Below are 13,027 nucleotides of genomic sequence, written 5' to 3' on the forward strand. Positions count from 1 at the left end.
TCAGATGCGGCTGCCGCGCGGGTCGGAGACCGTCCGCCCGGGCGCGACCGCGCCCGCGAGCCGCTGCGCCACGCCGATCACCCCCAGGCCGAGGCGGATCGCGACGACGCCGACCCGCGCGATCCGGATCTGCCCGGGCAGCTGGCGCGGGCCGATCGGGCGGTAGGCGAGGCGCGGGCTGGCGCGCTCCGCCTCCGCGATGGCCTGACCCAGCGGGAGGGACGCGATGCGCCGCGCCTCCGGCGGAACGATGCCGATCGCCCGCGCCCAGCCGTCGCTCCGCGCGAGCGCCCCGCGCCCGTGCATCTGGCGGAATCGCCGCCGCCAGAGGTAGCGCCGCACGGCGCGCGGGAAGGTCTCCATCCGGGCATCGCAGAGCGCGTCGGGCTCCTCGCAGCGGGAGCGGATCGTGTCCGCCACGCCGCCCGGCGCGCGCCCGGCGAGGCGGGCCGAGATGGTCACGCAGACGTCGGTGGCGTGCCGGACCCGCAGCCCGTGTTCCAGCAGCCGAGCGATGAAGGCGCCGTCCTCGCCGAGCGGGATCTCGGGCATGCCGCCGACGGCGAGGTACGCGCTGCGGGTCACCGCGAGGGTCGCGCCGATCGCGGTCCGGTGGCAGGGCCAGGGGTCGTTCGGATCGGGATCGATCCGCGCCTCGGCCTCGGTGATCAGGGCGTCGTAGGTGTCCTCCAGCCGGCCGCGGGCGGGGAGCGAGGGCGGCAGCAGCGCCGCCTCCGCCGCGTCGAGCTCGACCCGGCCGGCCACAGCGTCGGCCCCGGCCTCGATCGCCTCGCGATTGCGCGCCACCCAGTTGGGCGGGACCCGGCTGTCGGCGTCGGTCGACAAAATGATCCCCGCATTCCCCGCATCACCCAGCCAGGCGGCGGCGGCGTCCATGGCCCGGCGCCGGGCCCATCCGGCATGGGCGCCGGAAAAATTCTCGACGGACACCCGGACCGGGATCGACAGCGTCGGCACCAGCGCGGTGACGAGGGCCTCGGTGCCGTCCGTGCAGTTGTTCAGGAACAGCACGAGCCCGACGCGCCCCGATTCGGCACCCTCCTGGGCGTCGATCGCCCGCAGGCACGCGGCGATCCGCTCCTCCTCGTTGCGCACGGGCACCGCCACGATCGCATCGGGACCCGGGACGTCTGACAAAGGGGGGCTCGACACCGGTGATCATCTCCGCCGTACCCGTCGTGCGGGTCTGGATCGGGCTTATGCCGGAGCTTCCCTGAACGGGACCGGACCGGGGAGATCCGGCGACGCGCCGTCGGTCAGAGGGTCTTCTCGACGAGGCCCTCGATCCATTCCGACTGGGTCTCGCCGACCGAGCGGCCGACCTCGGTCGCGCCCTTGTAGGCGATCAGCGTGCTCTGCATCCGCACGTTCAGGCGGCGCAGCAGCTCCTTCTGGCTGTCGAAGTCGATGTCGAAGATCTGGAGATCCTTGAAACGCGGCTCGGCCGCGAGTTTCGCGAGGATCGGCTTCTGCGTCCGGCAGATCGGGCACCACGGGGCGCTGACCGCGATCAGCACCGGCTTCCCGCCCTTCTGCGCGGCCTCGAAGGCCGCGTCCGAGAACGGCCGGGTCTCGCCCGCCAGGGCAGCGGTCGGGACCCCGAGCAGGGCCGGGCCGGCGAGGGCGAGGCCGACGAGCGCGAGGACGTGACGACGGCTCATCATGGTGTGCGATCCTCCCGCGACCCCGTCGGCGCGGGGGCTGCTGGTGGCGGGATGCTACGTCGCGCACCCGGCTCCGTCCCTGTGACCTGTGCGCCCCAAAGACGGAAAGCCCCCGCGCCGGATCACATTGTCGAGACGCCGGACGGCGGCGCGTCGGACGACCGGTCCTCCGCCACGAGCGCCGCGATGTCGTCGGGATCCACCGCGTCGATCGGGCGCCGGATCTTCAGGGCCCGCGTGGGCGCGCCGGCGCGCATCACCAGCACGATCGTCTCCATGTCGGGGCAGCCCGGATCGGCGCAGGCGATCTCGTTGACCGCCAGCGTGTCGGCCTCGCCGAGGCCGAGGGCCGTCCGCAGATCCTGCTTCAGGCGCGCCGCGATTGCGGCGCGCTCCGCCGAGCGGGCCCGCCACGCCTTGAGGCTCACGAAAGCCATGCGCGATGCTCGTTGTCCTGCCGTGGAAGCCCCGCTGCGGATGTGTAACACTGTTACAGTTTTCCGGGGGCGGTCAAGCGTCGCCCCATGCGCCTGAAACAACCGTCGTGTTCACCGGTCATGCAGAGGCCGACCTCGGAAAAACCGACTTCGTTGGTCTTCGGACTCGACAGGGGCGTAGAGGTCCGGTGTGGTGTAATAGGCGCGCGAAGGATATGAGATCTTGCGACCCTGGCGGGACGGGCCGGACGACCGGCGGAGCTACCATCACGGCAACCTGAAGGAGGCCCTGCTGGAGGCCGCGCGCCGGTTCATCGCCGAGCGCGGGATCGGCGGCTTCACCCTGGTCGACGCGGCGCGGCTCGTCGGCGTGACGCCGGCCGCCTTGTACCGCCATTTCCGCGGCCGCGAGGCGCTCCTGGAGGAGCTGGCCGGGCGCGGCTTCGCGGAGCTCGCCGCGCGTCTGGCGCGGGCCCTGACGTCGCGCGGGACGCCGCTGGAGCGGTTCACCCGGATGGGTGAGACCTATCTCGCCTTCGCCGAGGAGGAGCCGGCCTACTATGCGGCGATCTTCGAGACCCGCGGGGCGCCCGCCGGCGGGGCCGATCCCGACGCGCCGCCCGGCGCCCCCGGTGCGGAGGCGCGGCCGAGTCCCTTCGACCTGCTGGTGGAAGCGCTGCAGGCGACCTTCGCGGACGGGTTCGGGGGCGTGGCGCCCCGCTTCATCGCCTTGGAGGTCTGGGCCCTCGCGCACGGCCTCGCCACCCTCTCGGCCGCCGGCCATCTGCCGCGTGGCCCCGGCTTCCCCGACAAGTACGAGTTGCTGCGGGCCGGAGTCCTCGCTCTGGTCCACGGGGCGGGGCGCCCCGGCGAGCGCGACGGCGGCGGTGTGCGGCCTTGAAAGGCCCCCGCCGGACCCGCATGTTAACCGCGTTCACATGAACAGCGGAGCACAGCCGTGACCTCTCAATCCTCCTCTCCCTGGGCGACCGGCAGGCTCTGCCGGTCCGGCCCGTTCCCGCGTCGGTCGCTGGAGATCGGCGCGATCGTGGTGGGCTTCATCTACTGGTGGCCGATCGGCCTCGCGCTCGTGGCCTGGAAATTCGCGGGCTACCCGGCCTTCGCCGAGATGCGGGACGCCGCGCGCCGGACGGTGTCGGGATTCGAGGGTGGGCGCCCCGCGTCGCGCTTCGCCCGCGCTTTCGAGGCCGCGAACCGCCGCGGCGGTAGCGGGAACGCCGCCTTCGACGAGTACCGCCGGGCCGAGCTCGACCGCCTCGAGGCGCAGCGCCGCGCCCTCGAGGAAGAGAGCCGCGCCTTCTCGGACTTCGTGGAGGAGCTGAAGCGTGCCCGGGACCGCGAGCAGTTCGACGCGTTCATGGCCAAGCGCCGGACCGAGGGTGGCGGCCGCGCGGTCTGATCCTGCGACGCGGCGTCCGGGCTCATCGGCCCGGACGCACCCCTGAACGCCGCGTGCCGTCTCAGGCCGCGCGGACGCGATCGAGGAACCGCGCCACCTCGCCGTTCAGGTGCTCGGACTGCTCCGAGAGCCGCGACGCCTCGGCCAGAACCTGCCCGGCGGCCTGACCGGTCTTCTCGACGGCCCCCGCGACGCTGACGATGCTGCGGGTCACCTCGCCGGTGCCGGCCGCGGCCTGCCCGACGTTGCGGACGATCTCGTGGGTCGCCGCGCCCTGCTGCTCTACCGCCGCCGCGATCGTGGTCGCCACGCCGTCGATGTCCCGGATCCGGGCCGTGATCGTCCCGATCGCCGCGACGGCCTGCCCGGTCGAGGCCTGCACCACCGCCGCCGCGATCGTGGTCGCCACGCCGTCGATGTCCCGGATCCGGGCCGTGATCGTCCCGATCGCCGCGACGGCCTGCCCGGTCGAGGCCTGCACCCGCCCGATCTGGCCCGCGATCTCYTCCGTGGCCCGGGCGGTCTGCTCGGCCAGCGCCTTCACCTCCGTGGCCACCACCGCGAAGCCGCGCCCGGCTGCGCCCGCGCGCGCCGCCTCGATCGTGGCGTTGAGCGCCAGSAGGTTGGTCTGGCCCGCGATGGTCGAGATCAGCCCGACCACGTCGCCGATCCGCGCCACGGCCTCGCTCAGGTCCCGGACCAGCGCGCCGGTCCGGTCGGCCTCCGCGACCGCCGCCCGCGCGAGGCCGGCCGAGCCGTCGACCTGCCGGCCGATCTCCTGCACGGAGGCGCCGAGTTCCTCGGCCGCCGCCGCCACGGTGCCGACGTTGCTGCCGCGGCCGCGACGGTGGTCGACTGCCCCGCGGTCTCGGCCGCGGTCTCCGTCATGCCGCGGGCCGTGGCCTGCAACGATGCCGCCGCCGTCGAGACCTGCGCGACGATCCCGCCGACGGCGTCGGCGAAGCGGTCGGCGACCTGCCGCATCGCGAGGCCGCGCTGACGCKCCGCGTCCTGCCGGGCCGCCTCGGCCTCGGCCTCSAGCTGCCGGGTGCGGATCAGGTTGTCCTTGAACACCTGCACGGCCGCCGCCATGGCGCCGATCTCGTCGCGTCGGTGCCGGAACGGGACCTCAGTGCCGGCCTCACCCCGCGCCAGCCGGGTCATCGCGGCGGTCATCGCGGCGATCGGCCGCGAGATGTAGAGGAGGCCGAAGATCGCCGCCGCCAGGGCGGACACCAGCGCGAGGCCGATGCTGGCGACGGCCGCGGCGGAGGCGGTCTCGACCCGGGTCATCGCCGCGTCCGCGTCCTGCTGCGCCGCTTTCTCGTCGTGGTCCGCCAGACGGGCCAGGGCCGCCCGGGCGCCGTCGTACAGTGCCACGACGTCGGGCCGGATCAGCAGCGCGGTCGCCTCCGTCTGCCGCCCCGCCTCCACGAGGCGCCGCACGTCCCGATCCACCTCCGCGAATCGGGTCCAGGACGCGCCGAACGCCTCGTAGTGCTGCCGCTCCTCGGCGGTGGTGATCAGCGGTTCGTAAGCCCGGCGCGCGTCGCGCAGCCGCGCGTGCGTGTTCGCCAGGGCGGCCTCATTGGCGTCCCGGTGCTCCGGCGTATCCGACAGCAGGATGAGCCGGTACTGCTTGATGCGCACCTCGGAGGCCGCCACTTCGATCGCGCCGACCTTCTCGAGGGAGGGCACCCAGTCCCTGGCCAGCGCCGTCGCAGCCTGCCCGATCCCGGCCAGCTGACGGAGGGACAGACCGCCTTGCGCCGCGGAGATCAGGGCAAGTCCCGCGAAGAGAAGGGCCAGGATTGCTTTGAGTGGAATGGATGCGCGCATGACGATCCTCGGCCAGATCCGAGTGCGGGACGGTCGCATCGGGCGGTCCGACGCAAGCGACTGCATCTAGCCACTTCGGGATCTCGCGCAACCCGCGCCTTAAAAAAATCATAGAATGATTTTGACTTGTAAAAATACTTCAGAAATACATAATTAACCGAACAAAATTACATCATCATATGAGATAAAGGTCAACCGTCGCGCAGGTTCGGGTATCCGGTTTGCCCGAAAATCTCTCTTATCCAGACGAAAGCGTTGACCGCGACGAGACAAGTGACGCTTGTGCCGGACCCGCACGCGACGGTCCGCGCCGACCGAGCCCCCATCCTTCCGAGAGGATTCCGCGCCCGGCCGCGATGCCTACCCGAGTCCTCACGGACCTCCGTCGATCCGGCCTTCCGCCGGGATCACCGGGACGAGTTGCACCCCGGCCTTCGCTCCTGCATTGCTCCTCAACCGCAAGGGGAGGGTTCGGGGCATGTCGACGGCTCGGGTCACCGTGGTCGATCACCCGCTGGTGCAGCACAAGCTGACCCATCTGCGGGACAAGAACCGCTCGACCAAGGGCTTCCGGCAGATCCTCAACGAGATCGGGATGCTCCTGGCCTACGAGGTGACCCGTGACCTCCCGCTGGAGCCCGTCACCATCGAGACGCCCCTCCAGCCGATGCAGGGGCAGCAGATCCAGGGCAAGAAACTGGTGCTCGCGCCGATCCTCCGCGCCGGAGTGGGCTTTCTCGACGGCATGCTGTCGCTGGTCCCGTCGGCCCGCGTCGCGCATATCGGGCTCTACCGGGATCCCGAGACGCTGGAAGCCGTGGAGTACTACTTCAAGGCGCCGTCCGATCTGGCCGACCGGACGGTGCTGGTGCTGGATCCGATGCTGGCGACCGCCAACTCGGCGATCGCGGCCCTCGACCGCCTCAAGGCCCGGGGCGCCTCCGACCTCCGCTTCGTCTGCCTGCTTGCGGCGCCGGAGGGCCTCGCCAAGTTCCAGGCCGCCCATCCGGACGTGCCGGTCTGGACCGCGGCGATCGACAGCCACCTGAACGACCACGGCTACATCGTCCCGGGCCTCGGCGACGCCGGCGACCGGATGTACGGCACCCGCTAGGAGCCGGCCTCAGCGCCGCCGCCGGGCTCCGGCGCGGCTCTTGCCGACGACCTTGCGGAGGGTCTGCGAGAGCTGATCCACCGAGTAGGGCTTCTGGATCAGGTCGAAGCCGTGGACGCCCTCCTGCGCCAGCACGTGGCTGTAGCCGGAGGTGAGGACCACCGGCAGGTCGGGCAGGCGCCGCTGCAGCTCGCGGGCCAGCGCGATACCGCCCATGCCGGGCATCACGACGTCGGAGAAGACGGCGTCGAAACGGAAGGGGATCCTCTCGATCTCGACGAGCGCCTCCTCGGCATTGGTCGCCCAGACGGTCTTGTGCCCGAGATCTTCCAGGATCTGCGTGGCGAAGCGGCCGACCTCGATGTTGTCCTCGACCACCAGCACGCAGAGGCTGGCGCCGTCGAGCCCGCTCTCCTCGCTCCGCGGCGTGACGGACATGTCCGGCGCGTACTCCGCCTGCGGCAGGTAGAGCGTGAAGGTCGTGCCGTGGCCCGGGCTGCTGGACACGTCGACGTCGCCCCCGGACTGCTTGGCGAAGCCGAAGACCTGGGACAGCCCGAGCCCGGTGCCCTTGCCGATGTCCTTGGTGGTGAAGAACGGTTCGAAGATGCGCGGCAGCACGTCTGACGGAATGCCGATGCCGGTGTCGGACAGCGACACCGCCGCGAAGGTGCTGCGCGACCCCGCGTGACCGCGGATCGCCGGCATCGGCCGGTCGCCGGATAGCTTCAGGGTGAGGGTGCCCTCACCGCCCATCGCGTCGCGGGCGTTCACCGCCATGTTGATCAGCGCGGTCTCGAACTGGCTGAGGTCGGCGCGGATGTAGCAGGGTGTGGCGGGGATCTCTGCCAGAACGCTGATGCGCGCGCCGGTGACCGAATCCAGCATCTCCGCCACGGCCCGCAGCGAGGCGCCCACCTCGAAAACCTCGGGCCGCAGGGCCTGACGGCGCGCGAAGGCGAGGAGCTGGCCGGTCAGCTTGGCGGCGCGGTCGACGGTATCGGAGATCGCCTCGACGTAACGGCGACGGCGCTCCTCCGGCAGGTCCGGCCGCTTGAGCAGGTCGGTGGAGGATTTGATCACCGTCAGCAGGTTGTTGAAGTCGTGGGCGACGCCGCCGGTCAGCTGCCCCACCGCCTCGAGCTTCTGCGACTGCCGCAGCGCCTCCTCCACGCGCTCGCGCTCGGCGCTCTCGGACTGGAGTTTGGCATGGGCCTCCGCCAACGCCTGCATATTGCGTCGCTGCTCGGTCAGGTCCGTCAGGATCCCGCAGAGGAGCGGCTGATCGCCCTGGCAGGCGAAGCGGCTGAGCGACAGGAAGGTCGCGCTCTCCGATCCCGCCGCCGCGCGCAGCGCGATCTCCTCGCGGACGGGCCCGTCCATCGCGTGCCGGATCAGGCGCCCGAGGTCGACGTCCGCGTGGACGAAATTCCGGAGCGCGCGGCCGGTCAGGCGCTCCTGCGGCTCGCCGAGCATCTCGGCCAGCCGCCGGTTGCAGTAGAGCAGCGTCCCGTCCAGCGCCAACGTGAACGCGCCTTCCTGCATCTGCTCGATAAGTGCCCGGTAGGGCAGGTCCGCGTTCTCGAGCGTGTAGACGAGGCGCTCGTGGTTCGGCCCCTCCACCACGACGGCGTCGAAATCGCCCCGGCGGATGGCCGCGAGGGTCTCCTCGCTCTCCTCCAGCCGCGCCTCGAGTTCGCGGATATGGGCGCGATAGGCGTCGAGCCCGGGCTCGTCGCCGGGCAGCAGAGCGTCCACACCCATCAGAGCGGCTCCGCGGCGGACGCGATCTCGAGGCTGCGCAGCACGCGGCCCTCATCCAGGAGGTCGCCCGAGAGGCGCCGTTCCGGCCCCGGCGCCAGTCTCAGGAGTGTGGGCGCGGCGAGGATCCCGTCGCGCTCGGCAAGGTCGGGTTGCTGATAGATGTCGACGATCTCCAGCTCGTAGCGGCCCGGGAAGTGGGCCTCGCAGATGCGGCGCAGCACTTCGACCGCGCGCAGCGAGCGCGACGCGGTTCCGGCCACGAACAGCCGCAACCGGACGTGCTCCGCGTCCGTCGGAGACGAGGCGGCCGCGTTCAAGGCCGGTCGGCCTTGGGACGGATGTCGAGGCCGACCAGAACCTTCTCGGTGTTCGACAGGTCGCCGATGATCCGCTTGAGGGGCGACGGCAGCCGGCGCACGAGGGTCGGGATCGCGAGGATCTGATCGCCGGCGGCGAGCTGCGGGTTCTTCATGAGGTCGATGACCTCGATGTCGTAATGGCCGGCCAGGTGCTCCTCGCAGAACCGCTTCAGGTTGCTCAGGGCAGCGAGAGACTTGGCCGTCTGCCCGGCGACGTAGAGGCGCAGGTGATAGTGGCCGGAATCGCGATCGGGATCCGTCTCGGGTGCTTGGTCGTCCGATGTCGTATCGCTCATTCCGCGGCACTCCGTCGTGCGCTCAACGCCTGCTGCTCCGCCGCGAGCGTGACGCCCCGCGCCGCGTCCTCGGTACGCAGGCTCTCCTCCTCGTCCACGGCCGCCTCGAGACCGGCCCTGAGCTCCTCGATCTGACGCTCCAAGGCGGAGCGTCGGCGCGCCATATCCCGGAGCCGGCGCTCGGTCGCGTCCCGGTGCTGCTGCGCGGCCGCGCGTTCCTGAGCCTCCTGAACCAGGCGCGCGGTGCCGGTGAGAACACCTGAAGGACCAATATAGGCATCCACCAACTGGATCCCGTCCGACGACATCAGAAATTCGCGGATCTGGTTGGAGTGGCTCATACCCCGCGCCTTGATGACGTAGAGGGTCCGCGTCCGCTCGCCGTTCGCCTCCATGTTCTGGAGCTTGATCCAGGCATCCATCAGAGAGGACACGCCGAGATCGTTGTCCTCGATCAGGGAGCCGTCGCCGCGGAGGGTCGTGAAGATCGCCGTGATGCCGCGGGTCTTGATCAGGTCGATCATGCGCAGGAGCGTCGCCTGCAGCTCGCCCGACGACCCGCGCAGGGCCGAGATCGGGTCGAGCACCACCACGTCCGGCCGGAACTGGTCGAGGTCGCGGTGCATCCGCGCGAGATGCGTCTCCAGACCGAACAGGCTCGGCCGCGCGGCCTCGAAGCGGAGGCGGCCGCTCGCCACGTGCGCGGCGAGGTCGAGCCCGATCGAGCGCGCGTTGCGGATGATCTGGGCACCGCTCTCCTCGAACACGAAGGCCATGCAGCGCTCGCCGCGCCGGCAGGCCGCGTCGAGGATCGAGGCGGCGAGCATGCTCTTCCCGGTCCCGGCCTCGCCGGAGATCAGGATCCCGGAGCCGCGATGGAAGCCCCGCGGTCCCAGCATGGCGTCGAGCCCGGCGATCCCCGTCGAGAGGATGCCGTCGGGCACCCCGTAGACGAGATCCGCCGACGTCACCGGCAGGACGCTGATCCCCGCGTGATCGATCAGGAACGGGTACTCGTTGGTGCCGTGAGCGGAGCCTCGATACTTGACGACGCGCAACCGTCGCGTGGTGATCTGGTCCTCGACGCGGTTGTCGAGCAGCACGACGCAGTCGGAGACGTACTCCTCCAGGCCCTGGCGGGTGAGCGGCCCGTCGCCGCGCTCGCCCGTGATGATCGCGGTCAGGCCGCGATCCTTGATCCAGCAGAACAGGCGGCGCAGCTCGGCGCGGAGCAGGGTCGGATCGGTGAAGCCCGCGAACAGTGTCTCGATCGTGTCGAGGACGACGCGCTTGGCCCCGATCGAGTCCACCGCGAAGCCGAGGCGGATGAACAGGCCCTCGAGGTCGTACTCTCCGGTCTCCTCGATCTCGCTCCGCTCCACGCGCACGTGGTCGATGGCGAGATGGCCCGCGGCGACGAGACCGTCGAGGTCGTAGCCGAGCGACGCGACGTTCGCCGCCAGATCCTCGGCCCGCTCCTCGAAGCTCATGAACACGCCGGGCTCGCCGTAGAGCGTCGCGCCGTTGACCAGGAAGGTCGTGGCGAACAGCGTCTTGCCGCAGCCCGCGGCGCCGCAGATGAGCGTCGGCCGCCCGGCCGGCAGACCGCCATGGGTCAGGTCGTCGAAACCGGTGATGCCGGTCGCGACCTTGGGCAGTGTCCGGGCGGCTTGCGGGTCGGGCACGATGGGCGAATCCCTGGACGTCTCGGAGGACGGCAAGTCCGGAAGTGGGGCGGCGCTCTCAACCCTGCCGGGCCGATCGGGACGGTTCGCACCGCGAGAGACGCGGAGGCTGGCGCGAACAGCGCGTCGAACGGGCGGAACACCGGTGGAATGCGGTATGGCAACGGGTCCGCCCGCGCAATATGGGTGCGTGACGCGTCCGGCCGCCATCCCGTCGACGGACTGCGCAGATCGATGGAGGGCCTCCATGCTCGGCTGGGACGTCGACGTCACCGAGGCCCTGACGGCGCCGGCCGTCGCGCGCAACCGCGACGCGATCCTGGCCGTGCTCCGCGAGATCCTGCCCGACAGCGGCACCGTTCTGGAGATCGCCAGCGGCTCCGGTGAGCACGCGGTCCACGTCGCCGCGGCCCTGCCGGGCCTGGACTGGCTGCCGAGCGATCCCGAACCCGCCGCCCGGCGCAGCATCGCCGCGCACGCGCTCCGGGCCGGGCTCGCCAATATCCGGCCGCCGCTCGCGCTCGACGCCGCCGCCGCGGCGTGGCCCGTCGCGCGGGTCGACGGGATCGTGTGCATCAACATGATCCACATCGCGCCCTGGGCCGCCACCGAGGGTTTGATGGCGGGCGCCGGCCGCGTCCTGAGCGCGGGCGGCGTCCTGTTCCTGTACGGGCCGTTCCGCGAGGCGGACCGGCCGTTCGCGGAGAGCAACGCCGCCTTCGACGCCTCCTTACGCGCGCGGGATCCGGCCTGGGGCGTGCGGGACCTCGACGCCGTCGCGGCGGAAGCGGCCCAACACGGGCTCGGCCTGGTCCGCCGCGTGGCCATGCCCGCCAACAATCTGAGCCTGATCTTCGGCCGCGCGGACAGGTGAGCGCCCGTCTGTCACGGCTTTCCGCATCTGCACACTGTATTCAAGCATCCGCGTGCTGCACTATCCTGTCCTGGACCCGATGCGGCGGCAAAAGCCGCACGGGCCGCAGGAGGAAGCTCATGCCGATGGAACGCAGCGTCTCGAGCCGGGCCCTGGCCCTGCTCGCAGTGGCCGGATTACTGGGATCGACGCAGGCGCGGGCCGCCGATCCGATCAAGATCGGGGTGATCGCCGAGGCGCAGTCCGTGGTCGGGGCCTCGATCCCGCAGGCCGTCCAGCTCGCCGCTGACGAGATCAACGCCCAGGGCGGCGTCGATGGCCGCCAGATCCAGGTCGTCACCTACGACGACAAGTCCTCCGCTTCCGACGCGGTCCGCGCCTTCCAGCGGGCGGTCTCCGAGGACAAGGTCAACCTCGTCATCGCCAGCTACATCTCCGAGGTCGTGCTGGCGCTGATGCCCNTCCGACGCGGTCCGCGCCTTCCAGCGGGCGGTCTCCGAGGACAAGGTCAACCTCGTCATCGCCAGCTACATCTCCGAGGTCGTGCTGGCGCTGATGCCCTGGGCGGCCCGGCTCAAGACGCCGATGATCACGCCCGGCGCGGCCTCGAACGAGATCAGCGCCGCGGTCCACAAGGACTACGCGCGCAACAAGTACACCTTCCACGGCTACCTGACCTCGGCGGCGCTCGCCCAGTCCATCTGCGATTCCACCAAGGACATGCTGATCGACCTGATGAAGGTGAAGACCGCCGCGATCATGAGCGAGGACGCGGCCTGGACCCGGCCGCTCGACGTCGGCTACGAGAAGTGCCTGCCCGAGATCGGCGTGAAGGTCGTCGACCACATCCGCTTCTCGCCGGACACGGGCGACTTCACGCCGATCTACAACAAGATCGAGGCGGCCAAGCCCGACCTGATCGTCACCGGCATCTCGCATGTCGGCGTGCAGCCGACCGTGCAGTGGCAGAACCAGAAGGTGCCGCTCGCCATGACCGGCATGAACTCGCAGGCGACCTCCTCGACCTTCTGGTCGAACACCAACGGCGCGACCCAGGGCGTGATCTTCCAGAGCATCGCCGTGCCGGGCGCGGCGATCACCGACAAGTCGCTCGCCTTCAGCGCCGCGTTCAAGAAGCGCTTCGGCAGCGACCCGTCCTACGCCGGGTACATGGCCTACGATCAGGTCTACTACGCCGCCGACGCGGTGAAGCGGGCCGGCACCACGGAGGCCGACAAGCTGGTCGACGCCCTGGAGAAGACCGACTGGGTCGGCACCGTCGGGCGCACGCAGTTCTACGGCAAGGACGACCAATTCACCCACTCGATCAAGTACGGGCCGGGCTTCGTCACCGGCCTGATGGCGCAGTGGCAGGACGGCAAGCAGGTCGCGGTCTGGCCGAAGAGCCTCGCGCAGGGCGCGATCGTGCTCCCGGCGGCCGTGAAGGCGGCGGCCCGCTAGGCGGCTCTCCGGACCGGCAACGGGCGCGCGGCTTGCCAAGCGCGCCCGTTGCCGCAAGTAGAGCCGGGCCGCGACACCGTGAGCGCGGCCGAG

The 13,027-nt window shown here is 71.0% G+C and carries 12 protein-coding genes and 2 pseudogenes; 6 read left to right on the forward strand and 8 right to left on the reverse strand.

Annotated features, from left to right (window positions below; all coding sequences use genetic code 11):
* The 3 genes from ASG32_RS16835 to ASG32_RS16845 all read right to left on the reverse strand — a co-directional run bounded on the left by ASG32_RS16835 (window position 1) and on the right by ASG32_RS16845 (window position 2,122).
* A complete protein-coding gene (locus tag ASG32_RS16835) occupies window positions 1-1,128 on the reverse strand; it encodes a glycosyltransferase (protein WP_348271894.1) in 1,128 nt (375 codons plus the stop codon).
* 149 nt (window positions 1,129-1,277) lie between these two features.
* Window positions 1,278-1,685: a thioredoxin family protein gene (locus ASG32_RS16840; protein WP_056528319.1), complete on the reverse strand. Its 408-nt coding sequence runs from the start codon at window positions 1,683-1,685 to the stop codon at window positions 1,278-1,280.
* Window positions 1,686-1,807: 122 nt separating this feature from the next.
* A complete protein-coding gene (locus ASG32_RS16845) occupies window positions 1,808-2,122 on the reverse strand; it encodes a hypothetical protein (protein ID WP_020093604.1) in 315 nt (104 codons plus the stop codon).
* Window positions 2,123-2,345: 223 nt separating this feature from the next.
* On the opposite strand from ASG32_RS16845, the gene ASG32_RS16850 reads away from it, so the two are divergent.
* Both ASG32_RS16850 and ASG32_RS16855 read left to right on the forward strand, forming a co-directional pair.
* Window positions 2,346-3,023 (forward strand): TetR/AcrR family transcriptional regulator, encoded by a 678-nt coding sequence (locus ASG32_RS16850; protein ID WP_056528322.1) that lies wholly within the window; start codon window positions 2,346-2,348, stop codon window positions 3,021-3,023.
* Between the two features lie 57 nt (window positions 3,024-3,080).
* Window positions 3,081-3,542, forward strand: coding sequence for a DUF2852 domain-containing protein (locus ASG32_RS16855; protein ID WP_026605002.1), 462 nt, complete (start codon window positions 3,081-3,083; stop codon window positions 3,540-3,542).
* Window positions 3,543-3,603: 61 nt separating this feature from the next.
* Here the strand turns inward: ASG32_RS16855 and ASG32_RS16860 are convergent.
* Window positions 3,604-5,381: pseudogene (locus ASG32_RS16860) on the reverse strand (methyl-accepting chemotaxis protein).
* A 478-nt stretch (window positions 5,382-5,859) separates the two neighbouring features.
* On the opposite strand from ASG32_RS16860, the gene upp reads away from it, so the two are divergent.
* Entirely contained in the window at window positions 5,860-6,495 is a 636-nt protein-coding gene (gene upp / locus ASG32_RS16865; RefSeq protein WP_020096508.1) for a uracil phosphoribosyltransferase, read from the forward strand.
* 9 nt (window positions 6,496-6,504) lie between these two features.
* On the opposite strand, the gene ASG32_RS16870 is transcribed toward upp, so the two are convergent.
* The 4 genes from ASG32_RS16870 to kaiC are packed head-to-tail and all read right to left on the reverse strand — an operon-like array spanning window position 6,505 to window position 10,599.
* On the reverse strand, window positions 6,505-8,259 hold the full coding sequence (locus ASG32_RS16870) for an ATP-binding protein (protein ID WP_056528325.1): 1,755 nt from the start codon (window positions 8,257-8,259) through the stop codon (window positions 6,505-6,507).
* Window positions 8,259-8,531, reverse strand: a complete 273-nt coding sequence (locus ASG32_RS16875) for a circadian clock KaiB family protein (RefSeq protein WP_020096506.1) — start codon at window positions 8,529-8,531, stop codon at window positions 8,259-8,261. Before ASG32_RS16875 ends, ASG32_RS16870 begins: the two co-directional genes overlap by 1 nt.
* A gap of 41 nt (window positions 8,532-8,572) precedes the next feature.
* Window positions 8,573-8,914, reverse strand: coding sequence for a circadian clock KaiB family protein (locus ASG32_RS16880; RefSeq protein ID WP_056528328.1), 342 nt, complete (start codon window positions 8,912-8,914; stop codon window positions 8,573-8,575).
* Window positions 8,911-10,599, reverse strand: coding sequence for a circadian clock protein KaiC (kaiC, locus tag ASG32_RS16885; protein ID WP_199866130.1), 1,689 nt, complete (start codon window positions 10,597-10,599; stop codon window positions 8,911-8,913). The genes ASG32_RS16880 and kaiC overlap by 4 nt, the downstream gene beginning before the upstream one ends.
* A 247-nt stretch (window positions 10,600-10,846) precedes the next feature.
* Between kaiC and ASG32_RS16890 the strand changes: the two genes are divergently transcribed.
* The 3 genes and pseudogenes from ASG32_RS16890 to ASG32_RS16895 all read left to right on the forward strand — a co-directional run.
* Window positions 10,847-11,473: a DUF938 domain-containing protein gene (locus ASG32_RS16890; protein WP_056528334.1), complete on the forward strand. Its 627-nt coding sequence runs from the start codon at window positions 10,847-10,849 to the stop codon at window positions 11,471-11,473.
* A 119-nt stretch (window positions 11,474-11,592) separates the two neighbouring features.
* Window positions 11,593-11,934 (forward strand): ABC transporter substrate-binding protein (locus tag ASG32_RS35150; protein WP_244492008.1); only part of this gene is annotated, 342 nt, incomplete at its 3' end.
* Window position 11,935: 1 nt separating this feature from the next.
* Window positions 11,936-12,934: pseudogene (locus tag ASG32_RS16895) on the forward strand (ABC transporter substrate-binding protein); the annotation flags it as partial.
* Between the last annotated feature and the right edge of the window lie 93 nt (window positions 12,935-13,027).

This window comes from Methylobacterium sp. Leaf361 (genome assembly GCF_001424445.1).
GTDB lineage: Bacteria > Pseudomonadota > Alphaproteobacteria > Rhizobiales > Beijerinckiaceae > Methylobacterium.

What these genes read in the sequence shown, in the direction of transcription:
- ASG32_RS16870 (WP_056528325.1), bottom strand. Translation starts at nt 8,259, where the DNA reads ATGGGTGTGGACGCTCTGCTGCCCGGCGACGAGCCCGGGCTCGACGCC.
- ASG32_RS16840 (WP_056528319.1), bottom strand. Translation starts at nt 1,685, where the DNA reads ATGATGAGCCGTCGTCACGTCCTCGCGCTCGTCGGCCTCGCCCTCGCC.
- ASG32_RS16845 (WP_020093604.1), bottom strand. Translation starts at nt 2,122, where the DNA reads ATGGCTTTCGTGAGCCTCAAGGCGTGGCGGGCCCGCTCGGCGGAGCGC.
- ASG32_RS16880 (WP_056528328.1), bottom strand. Translation starts at nt 8,914, where the DNA reads ATGAGCGATACGACATCGGACGACCAAGCACCCGAGACGGATCCCGAT.
- upp (WP_020096508.1), top strand. Translation starts at nt 5,860, where the DNA reads ATGTCGACGGCTCGGGTCACCGTGGTCGATCACCCGCTGGTGCAGCAC.
- ASG32_RS16890 (WP_056528334.1), top strand. Translation starts at nt 10,847, where the DNA reads ATGCTCGGCTGGGACGTCGACGTCACCGAGGCCCTGACGGCGCCGGCC.